At 61.9% G+C, this 21,972-nt stretch carries 23 protein-coding genes and 1 other RNA gene; 11 read left to right on the top strand and 13 right to left on the bottom strand.

Features of this window, described 5'->3' with window-relative positions; genetic code table 11:
* Nucleotides 1-12 precede the first annotated feature (12 nt).
* Nucleotides 13-1,857, bottom strand: a complete 1,845-nt coding sequence (gene typA / locus AC0V6T_RS03425) for a translational GTPase TypA (protein WP_486124344.1) — start codon at nucleotides 1,855-1,857, stop codon at nucleotides 13-15.
* 428 nt (nucleotides 1,858-2,285) lie between these two features.
* On the opposite strand from typA, the gene AC0V6T_RS03430 reads away from it, so the two are divergent.
* Nucleotides 2,286-4,922, top strand: coding sequence for a TonB-dependent receptor (locus AC0V6T_RS03430; protein ID WP_486124346.1), 2,637 nt, complete (start codon nucleotides 2,286-2,288; stop codon nucleotides 4,920-4,922).
* A gap of 183 nt (nucleotides 4,923-5,105) precedes the next feature.
* Nucleotides 5,106-5,984: a hypothetical protein gene (locus AC0V6T_RS03435; RefSeq protein ID WP_486124348.1), complete on the top strand. Its 879-nt coding sequence runs from the start codon at nucleotides 5,106-5,108 to the stop codon at nucleotides 5,982-5,984.
* A gap of 16 nt (nucleotides 5,985-6,000) precedes the next feature.
* Here the strand turns inward: AC0V6T_RS03435 and AC0V6T_RS03440 are convergent, their stop codons facing one another.
* Together AC0V6T_RS03440 and AC0V6T_RS03445 are read right to left on the bottom strand one after the other, a co-directional pair.
* Nucleotides 6,001-8,562, bottom strand: coding sequence for an ABC transporter permease (locus AC0V6T_RS03440; protein WP_486124350.1), 2,562 nt, complete (start codon nucleotides 8,560-8,562; stop codon nucleotides 6,001-6,003).
* Nucleotides 8,559-9,263 (bottom strand): ABC transporter ATP-binding protein, encoded by a 705-nt coding sequence (locus AC0V6T_RS03445; protein WP_486124352.1) that lies wholly within the window; start codon nucleotides 9,261-9,263, stop codon nucleotides 8,559-8,561. Before AC0V6T_RS03445 ends, AC0V6T_RS03440 begins: the two co-directional genes overlap by 4 nt.
* Nucleotides 9,264-9,332: 69 nt before the next feature.
* Here AC0V6T_RS03445 and AC0V6T_RS03450 point away from each other — a divergent pair, with 69 nt between their 5' ends.
* Nucleotides 9,333-10,079, top strand: coding sequence for an arylesterase (locus tag AC0V6T_RS03450; protein WP_486124354.1), 747 nt, complete (start codon nucleotides 9,333-9,335; stop codon nucleotides 10,077-10,079).
* Here AC0V6T_RS03450 and recF read toward each other — a convergent pair.
* Nucleotides 10,076-11,164: a DNA replication/repair protein RecF gene (gene recF, locus AC0V6T_RS03455; protein ID WP_486124356.1), complete on the bottom strand. Its 1,089-nt coding sequence runs from the start codon at nucleotides 11,162-11,164 to the stop codon at nucleotides 10,076-10,078. The two genes, AC0V6T_RS03450 and recF, sit on opposite strands and share 4 nt — an antisense overlap.
* Nucleotides 11,165-11,397: 233 nt before the next feature.
* On the opposite strand from recF, the gene AC0V6T_RS03460 reads away from it, so the two are divergent.
* From AC0V6T_RS03460 to AC0V6T_RS03475, 4 genes are all read left to right on the top strand, one after another.
* Nucleotides 11,398-11,508, top strand: a complete 111-nt coding sequence (locus AC0V6T_RS03460; protein ID WP_199797875.1) for an enoyl-CoA hydratase — start codon at nucleotides 11,398-11,400, stop codon at nucleotides 11,506-11,508.
* Between the two features lie 40 nt (nucleotides 11,509-11,548).
* Nucleotides 11,549-11,659, top strand: coding sequence for a hypothetical protein (locus AC0V6T_RS03465; protein WP_007164806.1), 111 nt, complete (start codon nucleotides 11,549-11,551; stop codon nucleotides 11,657-11,659).
* 62 nt (nucleotides 11,660-11,721) lie between these two features.
* Nucleotides 11,722-11,886 (top strand): hypothetical protein, encoded by a 165-nt coding sequence (locus AC0V6T_RS03470; protein ID WP_007164805.1) that lies wholly within the window; start codon nucleotides 11,722-11,724, stop codon nucleotides 11,884-11,886.
* Nucleotides 11,883-12,095 carry a PspC domain-containing protein gene (locus AC0V6T_RS03475; protein ID WP_007164804.1) on the top strand — a complete coding sequence of 71 codons (213 nt, stop codon included), beginning with the start codon at nucleotides 11,883-11,885 and terminating at the stop codon, nucleotides 12,093-12,095. The genes AC0V6T_RS03470 and AC0V6T_RS03475 overlap by 4 nt, the downstream gene beginning before the upstream one ends.
* Nucleotides 12,096-12,317: 222 nt before the next feature.
* Here AC0V6T_RS03475 and AC0V6T_RS03480 read toward each other — a convergent pair whose 3' ends face one another.
* Genes AC0V6T_RS03480 through AC0V6T_RS03500 form a run of 5 tightly spaced genes read right to left on the bottom strand, consistent with a single transcriptional unit; the run spans nucleotide 12,318 to nucleotide 15,898 of the window.
* Nucleotides 12,318-13,100 (bottom strand): SDR family oxidoreductase, encoded by a 783-nt coding sequence (locus AC0V6T_RS03480; RefSeq protein WP_111993007.1) that lies wholly within the window; start codon nucleotides 13,098-13,100, stop codon nucleotides 12,318-12,320.
* A 39-nt stretch (nucleotides 13,101-13,139) separates the two neighbouring features.
* Nucleotides 13,140-13,727, bottom strand: coding sequence for an NUDIX hydrolase (locus AC0V6T_RS03485; protein ID WP_486124360.1), 588 nt, complete (start codon nucleotides 13,725-13,727; stop codon nucleotides 13,140-13,142).
* Nucleotides 13,728-13,739: 12 nt separating this feature from the next.
* Nucleotides 13,740-14,414: a TPM domain-containing protein gene (locus AC0V6T_RS03490; protein WP_486124362.1), complete on the bottom strand. Its 675-nt coding sequence runs from the start codon at nucleotides 14,412-14,414 to the stop codon at nucleotides 13,740-13,742.
* A gap of 3 nt (nucleotides 14,415-14,417) precedes the next feature.
* A complete protein-coding gene (locus AC0V6T_RS03495) occupies nucleotides 14,418-15,281 on the bottom strand; it encodes a TPM domain-containing protein (protein WP_486124364.1) in 864 nt (287 codons plus the stop codon).
* 14 nt (nucleotides 15,282-15,295) lie between these two features.
* On the bottom strand, nucleotides 15,296-15,898 hold the full coding sequence (locus AC0V6T_RS03500; RefSeq protein WP_007164799.1) for a LemA family protein: 603 nt from the start codon (nucleotides 15,896-15,898) through the stop codon (nucleotides 15,296-15,298).
* A gap of 180 nt (nucleotides 15,899-16,078) precedes the next feature.
* On the opposite strand from AC0V6T_RS03500, the gene mscL reads away from it, so the two are divergent.
* The 4 genes from mscL (at nucleotide 16,079) to AC0V6T_RS03520 (ending at nucleotide 18,045) form a co-directional block, all read left to right on the top strand.
* Nucleotides 16,079-16,519, top strand: coding sequence for a large conductance mechanosensitive channel protein MscL (mscL, locus tag AC0V6T_RS03505; RefSeq protein WP_007164798.1), 441 nt, complete (start codon nucleotides 16,079-16,081; stop codon nucleotides 16,517-16,519).
* A 110-nt stretch (nucleotides 16,520-16,629) separates the two neighbouring features.
* Nucleotides 16,630-16,845, top strand: coding sequence for a hypothetical protein (locus AC0V6T_RS03510; protein WP_156777223.1), 216 nt, complete (start codon nucleotides 16,630-16,632; stop codon nucleotides 16,843-16,845).
* 66 nt (nucleotides 16,846-16,911) lie between these two features.
* Nucleotides 16,912-17,255: a transfer-messenger RNA gene (gene ssrA / locus AC0V6T_RS03515) on the top strand.
* A 61-nt stretch (nucleotides 17,256-17,316) separates the two neighbouring features.
* Nucleotides 17,317-18,045, top strand: coding sequence for a hypothetical protein (locus AC0V6T_RS03520; protein ID WP_486124367.1), 729 nt, complete (start codon nucleotides 17,317-17,319; stop codon nucleotides 18,043-18,045).
* Between the two features lie 7 nt (nucleotides 18,046-18,052).
* Here AC0V6T_RS03520 and AC0V6T_RS03525 read toward each other — a convergent pair whose 3' ends face one another.
* From AC0V6T_RS03525 to AC0V6T_RS03540, 4 genes are all read right to left on the bottom strand, one after another.
* Nucleotides 18,053-18,334: a hypothetical protein gene (locus AC0V6T_RS03525; protein WP_111993001.1), complete on the bottom strand. Its 282-nt coding sequence runs from the start codon at nucleotides 18,332-18,334 to the stop codon at nucleotides 18,053-18,055.
* Nucleotides 18,335-18,464: 130 nt separating this feature from the next.
* Entirely contained in the window at nucleotides 18,465-19,730 is a 1,266-nt protein-coding gene (locus AC0V6T_RS03530; RefSeq protein ID WP_486124369.1) for an N-succinylarginine dihydrolase, read from the bottom strand.
* Nucleotides 19,727-20,743: an arginine N-succinyltransferase gene (locus AC0V6T_RS03535; protein ID WP_486124371.1), complete on the bottom strand. Its 1,017-nt coding sequence runs from the start codon at nucleotides 20,741-20,743 to the stop codon at nucleotides 19,727-19,729. Before AC0V6T_RS03535 ends, AC0V6T_RS03530 begins: the two co-directional genes overlap by 4 nt.
* Complete coding sequence (locus tag AC0V6T_RS03540) at nucleotides 20,740-21,945, bottom strand: hydrolase (protein ID WP_486124373.1); 1,206 nt, start codon at nucleotides 21,943-21,945, stop codon at nucleotides 20,740-20,742. Before AC0V6T_RS03540 ends, AC0V6T_RS03535 begins: the two co-directional genes overlap by 4 nt.
* Nucleotides 21,946-21,972 lie beyond the last annotated feature (27 nt).

Consider the following 21,972-nt stretch of genomic DNA (forward strand, 5'->3'; position numbering starts at 1 on the left):
CTACAACGATACTTACCCAGCCTTCGAACGCTTCGCCTTCTTGCGCTCGTGCGGGCACAGCAACGTCTTGCGCAGACGGATCGACTTGGGCGTTACTTCGACCATCTCATCGTCGTCGATATATGCGATCGACTGTTCGAGCGTCATCCGGCGCGGCGGGGTGAGACGGATGGAATCGTCCTTGCCCGATGAACGGATGTTCGTCAGCTGCTTGGCCTTCATCGGGTTGACTTCGAGGTCGTCGGGCTTCGCATTCTCGCCGATGATCATGCCCTCGTAGAGCTTCATCTGCGGAGCGACGAACAACTCGCCGCGCTCTTCGAGCATATTGAGCGCGTAGGCGTTGGACTCGCCATCGCCGTTGGAGATCAGGACGCCGTTGTTCCGTCCGTCGATCTGGCCTTTGTACGGGCCGTACTTTTCGAACAGGCGGTTCATTATGCCGGTGCCGCGCGTGTCGGACAGGAATTCACCGTGATAGCCGATCAGGCCGCGCGAGGGGGCCGAGAAAGTGATGCGGGTCTTGCCGATGCCCGAGGGGCGCATTTCGGTAAGGTCGGCTTTGCGCTTCTGCATCTTCTCGACAACGGTGCCCGAATGCTCGTCATCGACGTCGATAACGACCGTTTCATACGGTTCGGTGCGCTGGCCGTCTTCTTCGCGGAACAGCACTTTGGGACGGCTGATGCCCAGCTCGAACCCTTCGCGGCGCATTGTTTCGATCAGCACGCCCAGCTGAAGTTCACCGCGCCCTGCAACTTCGAAGGCGTCCTTCTGATCGCTTTCGGTGACGCGGATGGCCACGTTGGTTTCCGCTTCGCGCAGCAGGCGGTCGCGGATCATGCGGCTCGTCACCTTGTCGCCTTCGCGGCCGGCGAGGGGTGAATCGTTGACCGAGAACTGCATGGCGAGTGTCGGTGGGTCGATTTCCTGCGCTGCGATCGGTTCGGTGACCGACGGGTCGCAAATCGTGTTCGCAACGGTCGCCTTTTCGAGGCCGGCAAGCGCGATGATGTCGCCCGCCTTGGCGCTTTCAACCGGAACGCGCTCAAGGCCGCGGAATGAAAGCAGCTTGGTCGCGCGGCCCGTCTCGACGACGTTACCGGCGATGTCGATGGCGTGGATCGGGTCGTTGATTTTCAGCGTGCCCGACTGGACACGGCCCGTAATCACGCGGCCCATGAAGTTATCGCGGTCGAGGAGGGTGGCAAGGAAGCTAAACGGCGCGTCTTCCTCAAGGCCGGGCTCGGGCACGTGGTCGACGATCAGCTGGAACAGCGGCTGGAGGTCGCCTTCGCGTGCGGTCTCATCGTCCGACGCATAGCCATCGCGGCCCGACGCCCAGAGCGATGGGAAGTCGAGCTGTTCGTCGTTCGCGTCGAGCGATGCGAACAGGTCGAACACTTCGTCGAGCACTTCTTGCGGACGGCCGTCGGGACGGTCGATCTTGTTGACGACCACGATCGGCTTGAGGCCGAGCGCCAGCGCCTTGCCGGTGACAAACTTGGTCTGCGGCATTGCGCCTTCTGCACTGTCGACCAGCAGGATGACCCCGTCGACCATGCTGAGAATACGTTCCACTTCGGCGCCGAAATCGGCGTGGCCCGGAGTGTCGACGATGTTGATACGGGTGACCTCGCCGTCGGGGGCTTCCCATTCGACGCTGGTGCACTTGGCAAGGATGGTGATGCCGCGTTCTTTTTCGAGATCGCCCGAATCCATAGCGCGCTCTTCAACCCGCTGATTCTCGCGGAAAGTTCCCGATTGGCGGAACAATTGGTCGACCAGAGTGGTCTTGCCGTGGTCAACGTGCGCAATAATTGCGACATTTCGGAGCGAGGAGGGGGCCTTGGACATCTTTTTCACTTTTCCAAAATTACCGGCTCTAGGGTCGAAAGTGCCGGATTGCTGCGTTGTTGTGCAGCGCAATAGAAGGGTCGGATCGGCAAAAAACGCTGCCACTTGAGGGACGCTACGGAAAGCGAAGCGCCCGGGTCTCATGCTGCATTGCATCATTGCACGGAAAGTCGAGCGCGCGCCTAGCCCAAGGCAGGCCCGGCGGCAAGCTTTGACATCGCCGAAGCGCTCAAAAGTGCGCAATTGAAACTGTGTCGGCCTTGCAACAATCACCGCGAGTCCCGTGCAAATCCGGGCGTTAGTTGCTTGTCGCTGATGCAACAGTGCTTTATTGCACGCGGCTAACTCCAACCTGTCGGAAATAAGCATCTGGGGATGCACATACGATCATCTGGCTGGCTTGGTGGGATATGAGGAGAGGATTTTCCATGCGTTCACCTGTTTCCGGCACTGCCGGGTCGTATCGTTTTGCGCTGCTCGCTGGCGCTGGTGCTCTTGCCCTGACCGCGCCTGGCGTGGCGATGGCGCAGCAAGTTGACAGCAACGACGCTGACGAACTTGCACTTGAACTTGAAGACAGAAATTCAAGCAACGTCATCATCGTCACCGCCTCGAAGCGCGAACAGACGCTTCAGGAAACGCCGATTTCGGTCAGCGTCACCAGCGGCGAAACGCTGGAGCAGGCGCAGATCCGCGACGTGCTCGACTTGCAGACGGTCACCCCGTCGCTGCGCGTCAGCCAGCTTCAGACCTCGTCGGCATCGACCTTCATCATTCGTGGCTTCGGTAACGGCGACAACAACTTCGGCATCGAGCCGTCGGTCGGCGTGTTCATCGACGGCGTCTTCCGTTCGCGTTCGGCCGCTGCTCTGGGCGACCTTCCCAACGTGCAGCGCATCGAGGTCCTGAACGGCCCGCAATCGACCCTGTTCGGCAAGAACGCATCGGCCGGTGTTATCTCGGTCGTCACGCGCGAGCCTCAATTCGAATTCGGCGGCGCAGTCGAAGCGGTCTACGGGAACTTCAACACCTTCTTCCTGAAGGGTGACGTCACCGGCCCGATTAGCGAAAACATCGCCTTCTCGATCGACGGTAGCTATCAACGCCGCGACGGTTTCGCCGAAATCGTCAACCTCGACGAAGAGCAGAACGACCGTAACCGCTGGTCGGCACGTGGTCAGCTCCTCATCGAGCCGACCCCTGATTTCCGCATCCGTGCAATCGCAGACTATTCGCGCATCGACGAAGTGTGCTGCCAGGTCGGCACGCTCGTTCAGGGCCCGACCGTCCCCGGCATCTTTGCAGTCGGTGGCCAGATCAGCGGACCCGACACCTTCTTCGACCGCACAGCCTTCCTCAACTTCGTTCCGACCAACGAAGTCGACAATTATGGCGGCTCGATCCAGATGGACTACGAAAGCGGTCCGCTGACCTTCACCTCGATCACCGCGTATCGTGAGCTGAAGAACTTCTTCCTGTCGGACATCGACTACACCAGCGCCTCGATCGCGACCGAAACGCGCGATCAGGACGTCGAGACGTTCACACAGGAATTCCGCGTCACCTCGGACTTCGACGGCCCGATCAACTTCCTGCTTGGCGGTTTCTACTTTGACGAAACCATCACGCAGGACAGCGCGATCCAGAACGGCAGCGACATCCGCAACTTCTTCGAGATCCTCGGTGGTGCGGATCCGGTTGAAGTGCTGACCGGTCAGCCTACCTTGTTCAACGGGCTTGAGCAGGCTTTCGGCTTCCCGCAGGAATCGATCTTCAACACGCCGCTCCTGACGCAAGAAACCTTTGCGATGGAAAACGAAGCGTGGTCGGTCTTCGGTACGATCGATTTTGAGCCGGTTGATGGCCTCGTCTTCACCGTTGGCGGTAACTACACCGACGACAGCAAGGACTTCGCTCTCAGCCAGACCAGCTTCGATCCGCTCGCACAGGTCAACTTCGTCGATGCCTTCATCACCGGCGCCACCGCTGCGGACCCGAACCTGCCGACGGTTACTTCGCGTGACCAATTCCAGGCACTGCCTGCGGCTGTTCAGCAGGGCCTGCTGGCTGCGGCGACCAACCCTGCCATCAACGAGCTGCTTCCGCTGGCTGGCTTCCAGTTCCAGCCGCCGTTCCTGGCGATCCCGAATGCGGTTGAGCCAGGCGAAACCAACGACGACAAGTTCACTTACCTGCTGCGTGCTTCGTACCAGATCTCGAACGAGATCAACCTCTATGCAAGCTACGCAACCGGCTTCAAGGCGAGCTCGATCAACCTTTCGCGTGACAGCCGTCCGCTGGGCAGCGACTTCCTCGCCGGTCCGGGTGGTTCGACCTTCGCAGCGCCCGACAGCCCGATCATTAACGCAGGTCTCGCAGTGCCGAACCTCGTTTCGGGTTCGCGTTTCGCCGGTCCTGAGGAAACCGAAGTCTACGAAGTTGGCTTGAAGGCACAGTGGGAAGGCTTCGGCTTCAACCTCGCCGTGTTCGACCAGTCGATTGAAGGTTTCCAGAGCTTCGCATTCACCGGCACCGGCTTTGCGCTCCGCAACGCTGGTAAGCAGTCGGTGAAGGGCTTTGAATTCGATGCAACGGTTAACCCGACCGATGGCCTCGTCTTCACCTTCGCGATGACGCACCTCGACCCGCTGTTCGACGACTTCCCCGGTTCGGTCCTTGGCGACCTCACCGGCGTTCGCCCGGCGGGCATCCCGTCCTTCGCGATTTCGACCAGCGCAACCCACACCCACGAATGGGACAGCGGCACGCGCCTGATCACCCGTATCGATTACAACCACGAATCGAACGAGCCGATCAACAACGGCCTGCCGACCTTCAACGCGGCTCTGGGCAACACCCAGATCTTCCGCCGCGAAGTGAACCTCGTGAATACCTCGATGACGCTCGCTCTCAACAGCGGCCTCGAGCTCGGCGTGTTCGCGCGTAACCTGCTCGACGATGAATACATCCTCACCGTGTTCGACGGTGTGGCTCAGTCGGGTACGGTTTCGGGTTACCCGAACGCACCGCGCACCTATGGCGGCGTGGTTCGCTTCCGCTTCTGATCGAGGCGATCAACCGAACAAGAAAGGGCTCCGCCAGCGATGGCGGGGCCCTTTTACTATAGGCGGGTCGAAAGTCCCCACGGCTGAGCTGCGGATTTCGAGGTTGCCCCAGACGCGCTGCATGTGCAGTCTCACCTCTCAGGAACCGCGAGGGCCGAGCCAAGGGGATCATCAGGGGGCATTATGAGCGTCGATGTCGCACGCGTTTTCTCGGACAGCTGGACCATCATCAAGCAGCGCTTCTTTCAGCTGCTCGGCATGTGGATCGTCTTTTTCGTCCTGAACTTGCTTTACACGATGATCGGCGGCGCCTTCATCGGCGGGTCTGTCTTTGCGATGGGAGCGACGGCTGCGAGCGTCGATGACCCCGGAATGCTGCTCGGCGGTCTCGGGATCGGCGTGGCCGTGATGATGTTCGCATTCTACCTTGGCTCGATCGTCATCATCTTCGCGCAGCAATGCGCCATGTCGGCGCTTGGAACGCCCCTGAGGCCGGTGCAGTTCAACGATGCGCTTACGGCCGGCTTCAAGGGAGGCGTGACCTTCATCGCCATCGCGATCCTGCTGGCAATCGCTTACTTTGCCTTCTTCCTGGTCTCCGCGCTGATAGGACTTGTCCTCTCTGCGATCGACGGTGCTGCGGTTCTGCTCACGACGGTGCTGTTCTTCCCGCTCCTTGTCTATCTTGCGCTCCGGCTGAGCGTGATCGTGCCGGTCGTGGCGGTCGACCGGGTGTTCAACCCGCTCACCGCCATCCGGCGCACCTGGGGCATGACGTCGGGCAAGGCGCTCTCGATCCTCGGCGTCTACCTCGTCATCATCGCCATTGCGCTGGTGCTGCTCGGCATCCCCTTCTTTCTGATGTTCGGATCGGTGTTCCTCGCCGGGGCCAGCGGGAGCGATGCTGCAGGGCTCGCAGCAGCGGGTTCGATGATCGGAGGGTTCCTGCTGCTGATCCCGATGTTCCTGATCTACTCGGTCATCGCGATAGTCATTTCGGCCTGCTTGCATGCGCAACTGACCGATACGCGGGCCGAAGAGGCTACGCAGACTTTCTCCTGAACGAGGGCAGGGCGCCTTAAAGTTCGCGCAGCGCCTGTGCAGGCTTTGCGCGCAAGAGCGGCAGCGATCCGCCCAGCGCGAAGGCAAGCACCATCGCAAGGCCAAGGCCCAGCACGGCCAGCACAGCGCCCCAATCGGGCAGCCAGTCGAATTCGAACAGCTGGGTGATGATGACCCAGGCAAGCCCCGATCCAAGTGCCAGTGCGACCAGCGCGAGGGCACCGGCAATCAGGCCATATTCGGCCAGTTGCAGGCCAAGGATCTGTCGCCGGCTCGCCCCCAGAACCCGCAGGACCACCGTGTCATAGGTCCGCGCGGCGCGCGCAGCGGCAATCGCTCCCATCAGAACCGCAAGCCCTGCGAGCACAGCCACAGCAGCGGCAGCAAGCGTGGCAAGGCCCACCTGCTCAAGCAGCGTACGCGCCTGCACCAGAACCTCGCCCACCTCGACAACCGAGCTTGATGGATATTCGCGAACGAGCGCGCGCAGCAGCTCGCCGCGATCCTGCGTGTCCGCGCCATCGGGCAATTCAATCGTGGCCGAAAGCTTGTGCGGTGCATCGGCGATGGCGTTGCGCGAAAAGACCAGCGCAAAGTTGAAGCCCATCGTCTCCCAGTCGATTTCGCGCAGGTTGGCGATGCGAACGTCGCGCTCCGATCCGAGGATGCCGATGGTCAGCATGTCTCCGACTTCAAGGCCCGCAGCATCGGCGAATTCCTTGTCGATCGAGACCAGCGCTTCGCCATCATGCATCGGGCTCCACCATTCGCCTTCGACCACGCGGCTACCGGGTGGGGAGGTGTCGGAATAGGTGATCCCGCGCTCGCCGCGAAGCGCCCATGCGCCCTCGGGGATTTCGTCAAGCTCGGCGACCACCTGCATGTCGTCTTCCGGACCAAAGGCGAGAATACCGCCGCGCATTGTAGGGACGGTGCGGATTGCGGCTTCGGGGAAGGGTTCCTGGATGAGCTCGTAGAAGCGCTCCTCGCCTTCGACCGGTACGTCGAGGACGAAATAGTCAGGGGCTTCCTGCGGCACGCGGCTTTGGATGTTGCCGTCGATCGCGCTCTGGATGGCGGCCAAAAGCACGAAGGCGGCAAGCCCGAAGCCCAGCGCGGTGACAAGCGCTGAGGTGGGCGCGCCGGGGCGGTGGATATTGGCAAGCGCGCTGCGAAGGAGCGGGTTGGACGGCCGCGGCAGCTTGCGCGCCACCCATTGCAGACCGAGACCCAGCGCCGCGAGCAAAACCAGCGCTCCGCCAGCACCAAGCAGGAAACCGCCCGAAAGCCAGGGCTGCGCCGTGGTGATGAGCGCGAGCGCGCAGATTGCGGCGATACCAACGCCGGTGGCAATCAGCGCCCGCTTGTCGCGCGCAAGCGGCACGATCCGGCTGCGCATCAGTGCCATTGCCGGGAAAGAACGGGCACGAAGCAGCGGCGCTGCAGCGAAGGCAAACGCAACCAGCAGGCCGTAAGCGCCAGCGAGGAGGAGCGGAGCAGGCTCGATCACGAAGCCGCTTTCGACCGGGAGGAGGCCCTCCAACGCCGCACCGAGCAATGGCGTGACCAGCACCCCGGTCGCAAGGCCGAGTGCGCTGCCCGCTATGGCCGCGACAGCGATCTGGAGCGCATAGACGCGAACGATGTCGCGCGAGGATGCACCCAGAACCTTCAGGGTCGCAATGCTCGCGCGGCGCTGATCGAGATAGGACGAGACGCCGCCGGCAATGCCGATCCCCGCGATCACCAGCGCAGCGAGGCCAACCAGCGTCAGGAAGTCGCTCATCTGCCTTACGAAGCGATCTGCTCCGGGTGAAGCGCGGTCGCGGCTGCGGAAATCGAAGCCTGCGTTGGGGAATGCCTCGGTCAGCGCGTCCTCGATCGCTTCGGGATCGTCGCTCTCGTTCTCGAACGCGATGCGGTACTTGCTCTGGTAGAGCGATCCGGGCTGCAGCAGGCCCGCAGCGGCAGGAATGTCCTTGGCCACGAGCACGGTCGGGCCGAGTTGGAAGCCTTCGGACAGGCGGTCGGGTTCGTCCTCGATCACGCCCGCTGCGCGCAGGGTCATGGTGCCAACGCGGAATTCCTCGCCTACGGCAATGTCGAGCCGGTCGAGCGCACCTTGCGCGAGATACGCATCGTTTGCAGTGGGGGCGCCCGGTTCGCTGCCATCGACGAGGGTGAAGTCGCCGTAGAGCGGCCAGGCATCGTCGATTGCCTTGAGTTCGACCGGAGCGGCGGCGTCATCGGTGCTCGCCATGGCTTGCAGACGGTAGCCGCCCGATAGTTCGCCATATTCGCCGAGCGCGGTAAGTTCGTCTTCGGTCAGGTCACGCTGCCACACCTCGACTTCGAGGTCGCCGCCAAGCAGCGCCTGTCCCGACGATTGCAGCTCGCGTTCGATCGAAGCAGTGAGGGTGCCAATCGCGGCAAGCGCGGCGGTGCCAAGGAAAATGCAGACCAGCAGCAGGCGCAATCCCTTGAAGCGCGCATTGAGGTCGCGCCGGGCGATGTGCCACGCGCCGCCCCAACTGAGACCGTGTGCGCCGAGGCCCTTCGCGTCGACCTTGGCGCTCACTCCGCAGCCTCGCTAGCCGGAGCGATGTCGGTGCGCGTGTCGGAGACGATAACGCCGTCGGCCATGGTTAGAACCCGGTCGCACTTTTCGGCGAGCAGCGGGTCGTGCGTAATGATGAGCAGCGTCGCGCCGGTTTCCGCGCGGCGCGCAAACAGCAGCTCCACGATTTCCTCGCCGGTTGCGACGTCGAGGTTGCCCGTGGGCTCATCTGCAAAGATGAGGCTGGGGCGCGGCGCAATGGCGCGGGCGATGGCAACGCGCTGTTGCTCGCCGCCCGAAAGCTGGGTTGGGTAGTGGTCGATACGGTGTCCAAGACCCACGGCGGTCAGTTCGGCTTCTGCGCGCGGGGTCGCGTCGTCGCTTCCGGCGAGTTCCATCGGGGTCGCGACGTTTTCAGCCGCGGTCATGGTCGGCAGCAGGTGGAATGCCTGAAGCACGATCCCGATCCGCCCCCGGCGTGCAGCGGCCAGGCCGTCTTCGTCGAGCTTGGCAAAATTCTGTCCGGCGACGGTCAACTCGCCTCCGCTCGCGCGTTCGAGGCCCGAGAGCACCGCCATCAGCGAGCTCTTGCCAGATCCGGAAGGGCCAAGCAGCGCGACGACTTCGCCGTGAGCGATGTCGAGGTCGATCCCCTTCAGGATATCCACCGGCGCAGCATTGCTGCCCAGTGTGAGGGTTAGATTTCGGGCGGAGATCGCCATATCGGCGTGTGTTGCTGGGTTTGTCACTAGGCTCAGATGGGATAGGAACGGTTTTCAAACAAGATCGAAATGGAAGGTTCGCAGATCGCTATGGCCCCCTTGCAGAAACGTTTTTCCCTCGCTTTTGGTTTCGCAGGCGCGCTTTTGCTCGCCGCCTGCGGTTCTGAAGCACCAGTAGACGCGCCCCGTACTGAGCCCGGCGCGATAGCCGAAGGCGAGCTGGCGGTGCCCGTCATGGGCGAGGAAGTGCGCATCCTTGCATTCGGTGACAGCCTGTTTGCGGGCTACAATCTGGCCGAGCCAGAAGGCTACCCCGAACGGCTCGAAGCGGCGCTGCGTGGGCGCGGGATCAACGCGCGCGTGATCGATGCGGGCGTGTCGGGCGATACCAGCGCGGCTGGGCGCGATCGGCTTGAATTCGTGCTCAATGGGCAAAGCGAGACGCCTGACCTGTTTATCCTTGAGCTAGGCGGCAACGACCTGCTGCGCGGACTTTCGCCTGATGAAACGCGCGCGAATTTTGACGCGATGCTCAGCACCTTGCGTGAGCGCGGGATCCCGGTCCTGTTGATGGGAATGCGCGCGCCGCCCAATTACGGGCCGGAATACCAGGCGCAGTTTGACGCTATGTATGGCGAGCTTGCGCAGGAATACGACACCGCGCTCATCCCGTTCTGGCTTGAGGACATCTACGAGGACCAGAGCCTGTTCCAGAACGACCGCATTCATCCCACAGCCGAAGGGATCGAGGCGCTGGTGGCATCGACGCTCGACGATGTGCAGGCGGCGCTGCCTTCTGATGTGAGCGAGGGCTAAAGCCGCTCGAGCGAGCCGCCGCTGACCCGCCAGACGGCGGCTTCTTCCTCGATCTCTGCGAAAGGTGCGAGTTCGGTTCCGGTCATCCAGACCTGAGCCCTGCCTGCACGCAGGCGGTCGAACAGCGCCTTGCGGCGCACGGGATCTAGGTGGGCCGCGACCTCGTCGAGCAGAAGCACGCTTGGTCGGCCTGAGGAGGCGAGGACGCCGTGGGCGAGGGTGATCGCTATCAACATCGCCTTCTGCTCGCCCGTGGAGCACGACGCGGCAGGCTGGCCGGTTCCCATCATCAACACCTCCAGTTCGTCGCGGTTTGGTCCGGTGAGCGCCCGTCCTGCGGCGCGGTCGCGTGGGCGTGCGCGGGCAAATTCGGCGAGGAGTTCTTCTGGCGCGAGCGGGCCGCCGGGGCGATAGGTCAGGATGGGGCGGGCAAAGGGTTCGGGCGGGAAGGCCGACAATTCATCGCTCAGCATCGCAATCAGGCGCGAGCGATTGGCCGCCACGATACTGCCATGCTGCGCGGCTTGCGCTTCGATTGCGTCGAGCCAGCGGGCATCGCCATGCTCTTCGAGCAGACGGTTGCGCTCCCGTAGTGCAATCTCAAGCTGGTTCACCGCTTTTGCGTGCCCCGGCTCGATCGCGAGCGCCATCCGGTCGACAAAGCGCCTGCGTGCACCTGCGCTGTCGGTGAATAGGCCATCCATTGCCGGGGTGAGCCACGAGACCGCGTGCCATTCGGAAAGTGCGCTGGCGCTCGCATCGGCTCCGTTGATGCGAACAAGGCGGCGGGTAGGGCGCTCTGCTTCGGTATAGGTGCCGATGCGGGCGGAGACCTGTCCCTGCTCGATCAGGCTCGCCCCGATGGCGAAGGCTCCGGGCTGCGTGTCGCCGGGGGCCTTGCGAGCAAGGTCAGCAAGGTTTGCACGGCGCAGGCCCCGGCCCGGACTGAGCAGCGAGATCGCTTCGAGCACATTGGTTTTGCCCGCGCCATTCTCGCCCACGAGCAAGTTGAAATGCGCCGTCTCGGCAAGCTCGCTCGCCGCATGGTTGCGGAAGTTCTGCAGGGTGATCTTTGCGAGCGCCATAGGTTCGAACGCGGGTAGCATGCGGGTGCGAAAAGGCCATCAAAAGCAATGCTCAAATCCCCAATCCCAAACAGTGGGGAAATTTCCCAACCTTTCGGATTGATGAACGAGGAGTTCAGCTTCGCCAGAGTTAAGAATGGCTGAATTCCGCCATTTTTCGAGTTTGGCACACCTCCTGCAATGTGTTTGGCAACCCCGGGATGGTCCCGGGAAACACAAACAGGAGACTACCAATGACCGCAACCGACTTCTCGAACCGTTTCGCCGCAGCCGCTTTCTCGCTGATCGTGACCGCCGCGATGTTCGCATACGCAATCGTTCCCGCCACCCCTTCGCTTGCCTGATTAGTTCCGGCCAAGCGTAAACATAAAGGACCCCCTCATCATGTTTACCAGTGACACCGCCACCCGCATTTTCGCCGCCGTTTTTTCGGTCGTGATTTCCACCGGCGTCTTTGCATACGCGATCATCCCCGGAAGCCCCGCGATCGCTTGAGCGCTCAAGTAGCGCAGCGATAGCGCGACAAGAAATTCACGCTTACAAAAGGACCAACACGAATGTACTCTTTCTTCGAACTTTCCGGCAGCCAGGGTGTGCGTAGCGCCGTTGCCGCTGTCGGTTCGTTGATCATCACCGCGGTTCTGATGCTGCCGACCGTTTCCGGCGCTTTTCAACCCGCAAGCCCCGCCGTTCTCACTCTCGCAACAGGAGTCCTCGCATGAGCAATCTGACCAACAACAACGCTGGTCCGCCGTCCACCAAGTTTCGCCTCGACAAGCACAATGGCAAACTCTTCGGCGTGTGCTCAGGCCTTGCCAACTGGTCGGGTGTTGATGCGCTGGTCTGGCGTCTGGGATTTGTCGTCTGCACCCTTCTGGGTATCGGCTTCCCGATCCTGATCTATCTCGCTATCGCACTGATCGCGGACTGACGAGCGTGGCACCGCAAAGCTGAACCCGGTTTTCGGGCCAGCCACGCCCAACAATCTGAGAAAACCGGAAGGGGCCTTCATGGGCCCCTTTTGTTATTGTCGCTACCATCCTGAAAATTCGACGCCGCAGGCGTCGCAAGGCCGACCGGCCGCCCGCAGCGGGTGCGAAGCGAAGCGGAGCACGTCTAGCGAGGACGCGGGCCCGGATGGGTCCGCGCAAACTCACATCGCGCTGATACCGCCATCGAGTTTGATCTCGGCGCCGGTCATGAAGCGGCTTTCGTCGCTCGCGAGGTACACCACTGCATTGGCGATATCGTTGGGCTCGCCCACGAATTTGAGCGGGATCTGCCGTGCAAGCTTTTCCATCAGCACATTCTTGTCGAGCTGGTGCGCCTTGGCGGTGCCGTCGAGGATCGGTGTGTCGACAAAGGTCGGGTGAACCGAGTTCGAGCGGATCTGCATGTTCTTCTTCGCACAGTGCAGCGCGATCGACTTCGACAGCATCCACACCGCCGCTTTTGAAGCGTTGTAGGCGGGCATCGTGTCGCTCGCGATCAGGCCGGCGATGCTCGAGATGTTGATGATCGAGCCTGGCGCATGTTCGCGCATCAGCGGCAGGGCCTTCTGGCACCCGTGAAAGATCGAATCGACGTTGATCGAAAAACACCGCTGCCAGTCGCCAAAGTCGCATTCCTCGATATTGCCCGGAACACCGATCCCGGCATTGTTCACGAGCACGTTGAGCCCGCCCATCTGCTCGCGTGCGGCATCGACGGCGGCTTCCCACTGATCGGGGTCGGTCACGTCATGCGCGATGCTGAACGCGGTGCCTTCGCCCATTTCGGCGTTTACGATCTCGGCGGTTTCGGCCGCGCCGTCGCCGTTGATGTCAGTGGCGAGCACGCGCGCGCCTTCTTGTGCAAGCCGGATGCAATGCGCGCGGCCAAGGCCCTGCGCACCGCCGGTGACGAGGGCGAGTTTGCCTTCGCAGCGTTTAGTCATGTGATTGTCTCTCCCAAAAATTTCTTAGCCCCAGAAGTCCTAACTGAGGAAACCGGGCGTCATCAGCATCGCCACGCGCACGTCGACACCGTGCCCCGCCTCGCGCCACCTGGCGACAAATTCGGCAAGGCGGTCAATCGGCACGCGGTACACCTCGATATTCTCTTCCGAAATCCCGCCGCCCTCGCTGACCTTGGTAAGGCCGCGCGCGCGCAGGAGGGTGAAGCTTTCCGTCACCATGCCGGGTGAGGAGTAATACTCGCCAAGATTGGTCCAGTCGGACGCGGCGTAGCCGGTTTCCTCTTCCAGTTCGCGCTTGGCGGCTTCGATGGCGTGTTCGTCTTCGCTGCCGTCGTCGTCTCCGACAAGGCCAGCGGGAATTTCGAGGCAAAACCGGCCCAGCGGCACGCGGTATTGTCCGACCAGCAACACGTAGCGCGTGCCGTCCGCATCCTCGTCGATGGCCATGATGGCAGCGGCGCGGATGCCGCGCGAGCGCCCGACATATTCCCAGCGACCGCGGGTCTTGGTGGTGATGAAGCGGCCTTCCCAGACGGCTTCCTCGCTGGCGTCGGCGTCCTTGTCGCGCACCAGCGCATCAAAGTCGGGTGTCGGGATATCAGTCATTGCCGAGAAGGCTTAGACTTCGATCAGCCTGTCGGGAAGCTCGTTTTCATCGTCTTCCCCGCGCGGAAAGTGTTGCGAGAGAACAAAGCCCACGTCGCGCACGCCAGCGGCCATGCCATCGGCGATGTGGCCGCGCTTGATGTGGCTCAGCATGTCGCCCATCGCCTCGCCCCAGACCTCTGCATTGACCAGTTCCGCGATGGAATCGTCGGCGACAATCTCGGCGCGGTGTTCGCTCATTGACAGGTAGATGAGCACGCCCGTGCGGCCATGCGTGCGGCGTTCTGCGCCGACCTTGAAGTGCTTGATCGCCTGCGCATGACAACGCGCGGTCTTGACCGGGTTGGGGATCAACCAGAATTTGAGCGCCTGCCACTGCTGGATAGCGAGCACCGCGATGAAGGTGATCAGGCCGAGCGCGATGGTCATACTGGCGAGTTCGCCCGTCGTCCACTCATGGCTCCACCCGCCGATCAGCGCGTCGTAAAGGTCGAGGAACGGGGTGGGGAGGGCGGCAAACAGGCTCATCGCGGTAAAGCTTGCGCCCACTGCCCACCAAAGCGCGACGTCGCTGTACCCGTCGCTGCGGTCGGCGAGCACGGTGACGATTTCGCCCGCCGTGGTGAGCTCTGCGGCCCCTACCGCGTCGGAGATTTGCTTGCGTTCTGCGTCGTTCAAATAGGCCATGGTTCACCAGCCTCCCGAGGCGCCGCCGCCTCCGAAAGAGCCGCCACCGCCGGAGAAGCCTCCGCCGCCGCTCCAGCCGCCGCCTCCACCGCCGCCGCCGGACATGGCGCCGCGTGCAATCGCGCTGCCGATCTCCCACAGGATGATATTGCCGACTGCATCGCCAAAGCCGCTGTCGTCGTCGTCATCGTCGCGGCGCTTGCCCCAGGGGCCTTTGCCCTTCGAGCGATATTTGCGCCGCCTGCGCGAGCCGCGGATAATGGGGAGGATAAAGAAGAAAAAGAGGAAGCCCATCCAGATCAGCGCGCCGATCGGGAAGCCGCCATCGCTCTTGCGGGCCTCTCCCGCCTCTTGGGCGATGCGTGCGGCCTCGTCGGGTGGTAACTGCAACTGTGCAACGATGGCGTCGGTGCCCGCAACAATCCCGCCTGGCATGTCGCCGTCGCGGAAACGCGGGAGGATCTGGTTCTGGATGATCAGCGCCGAAAGCGCGTCTGTAAGGTAGCCTTCAAGGCCGTAGCCGACCTCGATCCGGACCTTGCGTTCATTAGGCGCGACCAGCAGCAATGCGCCGTCATTGCGCTCCGCATCGCCAAGGCCCCATTCGCGGCCCAGCTGATAGCCGTAATCGGAAATGTCATAGCCCTGAAGGTCAGGAACCGTCGCGACCACCAGCTGGCGCTGCGACTGCGTCTCCAGCGCTTCGAGCTTGGCGGTGAGGTCCGCTTCCTGCGCAGGCGAGAGCAGGTCGGCATTGTCGACCACGCGGCCCGTCAGCGCGGGAAACTCAGGCTGAGCGAGGGCGGGGGACGCAATCAGCGCCCCCACACCCGCGATGATCAACAGGATCTGGCGTAGAAAGCCCACCGGGCTACCCCCGATCAATTCGACGTCATGTCGAGTTGCGGTGCAACCTCTGCGCCTTCGGTTACCGAAGTGTAGGGCTCAAGCGGCTCTGCGCCGTGGATGATGTTCGCGCCGATCGTGTCGGGGAAGGTGCGGATCGTGGTGTTATACTGACGAACCGCCTCGTTGTAGTCGCGAATGGCAACCGCGATCCGGTTCTCGGTGCCCTCGAACTGGCTCTGGAAAGCGAGATAGTTCTGGTTCGACTGGATGTTCGGATAGGCTTCGAAACTTGCGAGCAGACGTCCGATGCCCTGGCTGATCTGGCCCTGCGCAGCGGCATATTCCTGCATCGCCTCGGCATCGCCAAGGTTGTCGGCGGAGATGTTGACGCTGGTGGCGCGGGCGCGCGCTTCGGTCACTTCGGTCAGGATTGCGCGCTCATTCTCGGCTGCACCCTGAACGATCTCTGCAAGGTTGGGGATGAGGTTGGCGCGGCGCTGGAACTGGGCTTCGACATCGGCCCACTTGGCCTTTGCCTCTTCCTCGGCAGCGGGGACCGAGTTGATCCCGCAAGCGGCCAGCGTCAACGAAACGGCGGCCACCACGAAGGCGCGCCCAAAGTGTGCAAATTTCATCTGTGTCCCTCCTAGGTTCGCGCCGGGGATGGGGATGAGTTGGCGCGACATGTCCTGTGTTAGTGATATAGCGCACCTCGGCCCGCTTTCAAGCCGGGTACAGCTTGGGCCGTGCGCTTGGCAAAGTCGATACATCTTGCAACAACCGATTTGCGAACCGCACTTTTGAGGGGATCAGGGATGCTGTCAGACTTCAAGGAATTCATCGCCAAGGGCAACGTCATGCAGTTGGCGGTTGCTGTCATTATCGGCGGCGCATTTGCCACGATCGTCAAGTCGCTTACTGACGAGGTCATAATGCCGGTTGTCGGCGCGATCTTCGGCGGCGCTGATTTCTCACGCTACTTCATCTTGCTCGATGTACCAGCGGGCTATGAAGGCGCGATGGACGATTATGCAGCGCTCAAAGAAGCAGGCGCGGCGATGATCGGATACGGCGCGTTCATCACGGCGGTGATCAACTTCGTGATCCTCGCTTTCATCATCTTCCTGCTGGTTCGCTACACATTGAGAGTGATGGAGCAGATGGAGAAAAAGGAAGAGGAAGCGGCTCCAGAAGAGCCCGCAGGCCCGACCGAGATCGAGCTGCTCACCGAAATTCGCGACAGCCTGAAAAAATAGGCCACATTTTCGCCGAAATTATGGAACCATCGGCGTCCTTTGAGGATTGATCCCCTTGAACGCGCTGGAAAAAGCGCGGTCCTGGCGATTTGTTTTTGAAGGAATTGACGATGCGTACTCTCATTTTTGCAGCCGCTGCGGCCACTTTTGCTCTTGGCGCCTGCGCCGAAGCTCCGAACGAAGAACAGTCGGACATGATGGAAGACCAGGCTGACGCGGTTGACGACATGGCTGAAGACATGCCGACCGAAGCCGGCGAAGACATGATGGAAGACAAGGCAGACGCCATCGACGAAGCGGCGGACGAAGTCGACACCATCGGCTAACGCACACTGCAACGCCGCAAGGGCGTTCGAAACGTTAACGAAAAGGGGCAGGCCTTAGGTGGTCTGCCCCTTTTCTTTTGCCCGCGCGACGCCTATATCAACGGAGTTCGCTTCGGCGGACTATGGCGATAAATTGCTGCGTGCAATAGGCACAACGGACCCGGGGGCAGTACCCGGCGGCTCCACCATAAACCCCGGTTTTCACGGGATTTTTGACGGGGCCGAACTAGGATCGACGTGGGCTGAAAAGCGTAGTTTTTGCTCGGGCTGAGTAACCCGTAATAGGCTCATTCTCATAAGTGCCAACGATAACGAAGCACTCGCAGTTGCAGCGTAATTTTAAGGCTTAACGGTCTGAATTTACAAAGCTAAAGCGCGGTTGGACCCACCGGGCAACAGAAGCGGATTCCGGGGCTCCGGGGGTAGCTAGCAACAGAAACCCCCACTCACATTTTTGGAAGGGTCGCTGCCGTGAAGAATGTGTTTGCCAAAATCGGGCTGCCGGCTCTCGGTATTGCCGCTTTGACAGCGCTTGCAGCGCCTTCCCCAGCCATCGCTGAAACCTATCAGGAATATCTCTCGCGCCTACGCGATGTGTGTTCGGCTGAGTGCATGCAGCCGCGCCAGTTCCAGCTTGCCGCCCGCAAGCGCGGTTCGGGTGAGGAGGCGGACATGGCGCTCATCATGGATGTCGCCGCTGTTCGGCTGAATGGCGAGAAGTACGAGCTGCTCAGCATGGACCTGCAATACTCGCCGCTGGAAGAGCTCGCGATCCTGGGGTCGGCCGGCATCAACACGTCGAGCCGCAACGGCGTCGGCGGTCTTCCCAGCGCGCGGCGCGGGGGGACCAATCCCAACCTCATTATCGTCCAGCTGGATCAGCAGACCTTTTCCGACATCCTCAACGTCGCCACCCCGCTGGTGCAGGGTGAAATCCGGCGCGAAGAGGGCGAAGGCATCGTTGTGGAAGGCACGCGCGAGAAGGAACTCGTCGAACCTTCGCTCACGACGCTGCGCACCTATTTCCGCAATCGCCGCGTCGTTGTACGCGGCCAGCCCGAGCTCGAAGCGGTCTTCATCGGCGCGCGACGCGATTTTCGGCGCAAACAGGTAACGCTGGTGGTCGACAACCCCGACGATGTCGTGCTGCTGCCGCGATATGACGATGATGGCGAGCCGGTTTTCGATTCGGCTGAGTGATTGTGCGCTATCGCGTGGGCGGTGAGGGCGGAGCAGAAGCGTTCTGCGCCTCAATCTGCGCCTTCAGTTCTTCCAGCTCTTTCTTCGCCTTGAGCGAATCCAGAATGGCCGCGCCCGCCAGCAGGACCGCGGTGCAGGCAGCGAGAAATAGCGCCTCGCCCCAGTAGCTTGGATATTGATCGAGGTACGCCGAACCGCGCGCGGTTGCGCCAAGCGCCAAGGCGTAGATGATCACGAACGCTTCGAAGCGATTCTTGATCACGAACAGCCTTCCGATTTTGCGCAGCATCACATCTCCAATCGTTAATCCGATAACCAGCAAACCGTGTGCCAAGTTCCAAACCGGGCGCATGTCATTGGTTAACGTGATCAGAAGTGTAAGCGCATCCGACGCGGCCGCGCAAACGCGTTAACGTTGATTACTTGAGCTCACCGAGGTCGAGCGCGGTGAGCAGTGCTTCGCGAGCGGCGACCACCTGCGAGGTTAACGCGTCGCTCCCCAGATCGGCCGGGTCAATCTGCTCAGGCCACGTCTCGGAGATGACTTGTTCGAGCAGGTCCGCCTTGGCCTCGTCCAGCATGAAACGCGGATCGACCGCCGCCGGATCGCACACCACGCGAAGCCGCAGACAGGCGGGACCGCCACCATTGGCCATCGACTGGCGCACATCGACTGGGATCACCTCACGGATCGGGCCGTTTGAGGCCATCATCTGCTCGCAATAGGACCAGACGCTGGCGCTCTCGCGGCATTCCTCGGGCACGATCAGCACCATCCCACCATCGGGTAGCGTCAGAAGCTGTGCATTGAAAAGGTATGTCCGGATCGCTTCTTTGAGGCTGACGGCGCTGGATGGCACTTCGACCACCTCGAGAGCGGGGAACGCTGCGCGGATCGCGGCATAGGCGGCCTGCTGATCAGCAAATGCTTCCTCGTGCGTGAAGAGAACACGCTCGTTGACGACCGAGACGACGTCGTTGTGAAACGCGCCCGCTTCAATTGCCGCCGGGTTCTGCTCGACGAAGACGCATTTTGCGGGATCGAGACCGTGGCTGCGCGCGACAAGGCGGCTGGCCTGCTCGTGCTGCCGTGCGGGGAAGCGGCCGCCGGGCTTCCCATAGACGAACAATTCGACGCCTTCGCTGCCATGTCCCTCGCAAAAGCGTCCGTGATTGGCTGCGCCTTCATCGCCGAATGTGGGCGGAACGGGGCCGTGGACGACGAAATGATCGGGGTCGCCAAAGGCGATATCGAGCTGGCGCAGCGTGTCCGGCCATTCCTGCGCGCGGTGGAGTATCGTGATGAGGTTGGCGACGGTCAGGTGGCACTTGCCGTCCTTCGTATCAGGTGCAGGCGATACGGTTGCGGCGTTTGCCGTCCACATGCTCGACGCGGACCACGGCGCGGCGCGCAATTGCGGCGCTTCGGTCCCGTCATAGGCGAGCACATTTTCAAGCAGCGCATTGGGGCGGGGCAACGGCAGCAGGAAACCCTGAACACCAAGCCGCGCCAAATTGCCGCGCATTTTCCCTACACCCTGAAGCGCAGCGGCACGCGGATAGGACGGATCGCCCTTGTGGCTCGCACTCGCGATGTTGCCGAGGCTGAGGCCTGCATAATTGTGCGAAGGACCGACGATCCCGTCGAAATTGATTTCGCGCAGATTGAGTTCTTTGGGGCTCATCGCGCCACGCTCCACACCGTGTCGCCTTCGCTCACGTCGAGCGCATCGGCAGCCGCCGCATCGATGGCCACGCCGCCTTCACCGTCGAGCTGGCGCGCGCCGTAACAGGCGCGGAACGTCTCAAGCCGTCCGGTTGCAAGGATCGCGCGCTCGCCTTCGCCAAGGTCGCAACTGACCAGCTTGGCTTCGACCGAGTTCTTGACGCTGGTCACATCGTCGGTGCGCGCGACCATGCTCGGCCCGCCGTCGAAGATGTCGACATAGCCGTCATAGTGGAAGTTCTCGTTTTCGAGCATACGCATCGCGGCGCGCCCGGTCGGGTGAGGGACACCGATAACGCTGCGCGCGTCCTCGGAAAGCATCGAGACATAGACCGGGTGCTTGGGCATCAGGTCGGCGATGAACTGGTTGCCGTTGATCGCGTTGAAATAGTCGGCTTCCTGAAAGCTCATGCCGAAAAAGCGCCCCGCAACGCCGTCCCAGAAAGGCGAGCCGCCGCGTTCGTCGATGATCCCGCGAAGCTCTGCCAGGATGCGATCGGCGAAGCGCTTGCGGTGCATCGCGACGAAGAGATAGCGGCTGCGTGCGAGAAGCAGGCCAAGGCCCCCGGCTCGTTCGTTGGGGTGGAGGAAGAGACCGCCAACCTCGCTCGATCCCTCAAGGTCGGTAACCAGGCTGAGGAGTTCAGCGCGGACCGTGCGGTCAAGTTCGGCGCTGTACTGGGTCAGCGTGTTGAGCCGATAGGAGTAGAACGGCCATTGCTGCCCGACCTTGGTCATCAGCTGGCACGTCCCCACCACCTTGCGGGTCGAGAGGTTCTCTAGGACCAGCACGAACTGTTCGTCGGCCAGTTCGTTCTCGGTGTTGGCAAAGGCCTCGGCGGCGCGCTCAAGCTTGGCGGTGAGGGCAGGGCGGTCTGGTGGCAGGTTGGTGAATCCTCCGCCGGTCAGCTTTGCCATCTCGTAAAGATGTTCGAGATCCGATGTACGCGCAGCGCGCAAGCGATAGGTCAATTCAGGGCCCCCTGGGAAAGTCGTTCGATCACGCGCGCTGAGAGCGCGGCGCGTTCGGCCAGACTGTCGGTTATCAGAAATTCGTCGGCAGAGTGGATCGAGCCACCGCGCACGCCCATTGTGTCGACCACTGGCACGCCGCAGGCAGCGATGTTGTTTCCATCGCAAACGCCGCCGGTTGATTGCCACTTTATGTCATGGCCAAGCTCCGCCCCGCATTCGCGAACGAGATCGAACAGCTTTTGCGCTTTTTCATCGACCGGCTTTGGCGGGCGGGTGACGCCGCCGTGACGATGCGTTGAGATCTCATAGTCTCGCTCAATAACATTGAGCAAGCCATTCAAATCCTTGTCGAAGCCTTCCATGGCCTCGGTGCTCTTGGGCCGAATGTTGAAGCGCAGCACCGCATGATCGGGCACGACGTTGTTCGGGCCGCCGCCCTCGAGTTTGGCCGGATTGATCGTGATGTCCTCGCGCTCAAGCCCCTTGAGCTTCAGGATCAGGTCCGCAGCCGCGACGATGGCATTGCGCCCCTCATGCGGATTGCGGCCTGCATGCGCGCTCTTGCCGGTGAAGGTTATCGAGTAATTCCCCGTCCCGCCGCGCGCATGGGCAAGTGTGCCGTCTGGCAGAGCGGCGGGCTCATAGGTTAGCGCAGCCAGCTTTCCGCGCGCCATTTCGGCGATGAGGTCCGCGCTGGCCAGCGAACCGGTTTCCTCGTCCGAATTGAGCAACACGTCATATCCGAGCGAACCTGCCGAGGCAGTCTCTTCGAACGCCATCAGAGCGTGCAGCATCACCGCGATCCCGCCCTTCATGTCGGCAACGCCGGGGCCGTTCAGCACTCCGTCTTCGAGCCAGGTGAGCTTCTGGAAGTGATGATCGGCAGGGAACACGGTGTCCATGTGACCGGTCAGAAGGATGCGGCGGTTCGCGGTCGGACGCACGCGCAGCACGAGGTGCTGTCCGTGCGCCTTTTCAAACTCGCTGCCATCTGCCGCAATCGCGGTAACCGGCGCAGGATCGACCAGTTCGACCTCTCCCGGCAACGCAGAGAAGGCTTCAGCCAGCACTTCGGCCTGTTTTGCAAGGCCATCCACATTTGCGGTTCCGGTGTTGATTTCGCACCACGACCGGACCTGATCCAGCATTGCCCCTGCGTCAATTCGGGCGTCGATTTGATCGGAATTTTGAGGTTTCATTGGAAACCACCTCTAGCGGCGGAAATC

Source organism: Erythrobacter sp. S158, assembly GCF_057364915.1.

Coding starts and splice junctions, on each gene's coding strand:
- AC0V6T_RS03485 (WP_486124360.1), bottom strand. CDS start 13,727: ATGACTGATATCCCGACACCCGACTTTGATGCGCTGGTGCGCGACAAG.
- mscL (WP_007164798.1), top strand. CDS start 16,079: ATGCTGTCAGACTTCAAGGAATTCATCGCCAAGGGCAACGTCATGCAG.
- AC0V6T_RS03460 (WP_199797875.1), top strand. CDS start 11,398: ATGACCGCAACCGACTTCTCGAACCGTTTCGCCGCAGCCGCTTTCTCG.
- AC0V6T_RS03475 (WP_007164804.1), top strand. CDS start 11,883: ATGAGCAATCTGACCAACAACAACGCTGGTCCGCCGTCCACCAAGTTT.
- recF (WP_486124356.1), bottom strand. CDS start 11,164: ATGGCGCTCGCAAAGATCACCCTGCAGAACTTCCGCAACCATGCGGCG.
- AC0V6T_RS03430 (WP_486124346.1), top strand. CDS start 2,286: ATGCGTTCACCTGTTTCCGGCACTGCCGGGTCGTATCGTTTTGCGCTG.
- AC0V6T_RS03465 (WP_007164806.1), top strand. CDS start 11,549: ATGTTTACCAGTGACACCGCCACCCGCATTTTCGCCGCCGTTTTTTCG.
- AC0V6T_RS03490 (WP_486124362.1), bottom strand. CDS start 14,414: ATGGCCTATTTGAACGACGCAGAACGCAAGCAAATCTCCGACGCGGTA.
- AC0V6T_RS03450 (WP_486124354.1), top strand. CDS start 9,333: ATGGAAGGTTCGCAGATCGCTATGGCCCCCTTGCAGAAACGTTTTTCC.
- AC0V6T_RS03510 (WP_156777223.1), top strand. CDS start 16,630: ATGCGTACTCTCATTTTTGCAGCCGCTGCGGCCACTTTTGCTCTTGGC.
- AC0V6T_RS03480 (WP_111993007.1), bottom strand. CDS start 13,100: ATGACTAAACGCTGCGAAGGCAAACTCGCCCTCGTCACCGGCGGTGCG.
- AC0V6T_RS03530 (WP_486124369.1), bottom strand. CDS start 19,730: ATGAGCCCCAAAGAACTCAATCTGCGCGAAATCAATTTCGACGGGATC.
- AC0V6T_RS03540 (WP_486124373.1), bottom strand. CDS start 21,945: ATGAAACCTCAAAATTCCGATCAAATCGACGCCCGAATTGACGCAGGG.
- typA (WP_486124344.1), bottom strand. CDS start 1,857: ATGTCCAAGGCCCCCTCCTCGCTCCGAAATGTCGCAATTATTGCGCAC.
- AC0V6T_RS03435 (WP_486124348.1), top strand. CDS start 5,106: ATGAGCGTCGATGTCGCACGCGTTTTCTCGGACAGCTGGACCATCATC.
- AC0V6T_RS03445 (WP_486124352.1), bottom strand. CDS start 9,263: ATGGCGATCTCCGCCCGAAATCTAACCCTCACACTGGGCAGCAATGCT.
- AC0V6T_RS03470 (WP_007164805.1), top strand. CDS start 11,722: ATGTACTCTTTCTTCGAACTTTCCGGCAGCCAGGGTGTGCGTAGCGCC.
- AC0V6T_RS03525 (WP_111993001.1), bottom strand. CDS start 18,334: ATGCTGCGCAAAATCGGAAGGCTGTTCGTGATCAAGAATCGCTTCGAA.
- AC0V6T_RS03500 (WP_007164799.1), bottom strand. CDS start 15,898: ATGAAATTTGCACACTTTGGGCGCGCCTTCGTGGTGGCCGCCGTTTCG.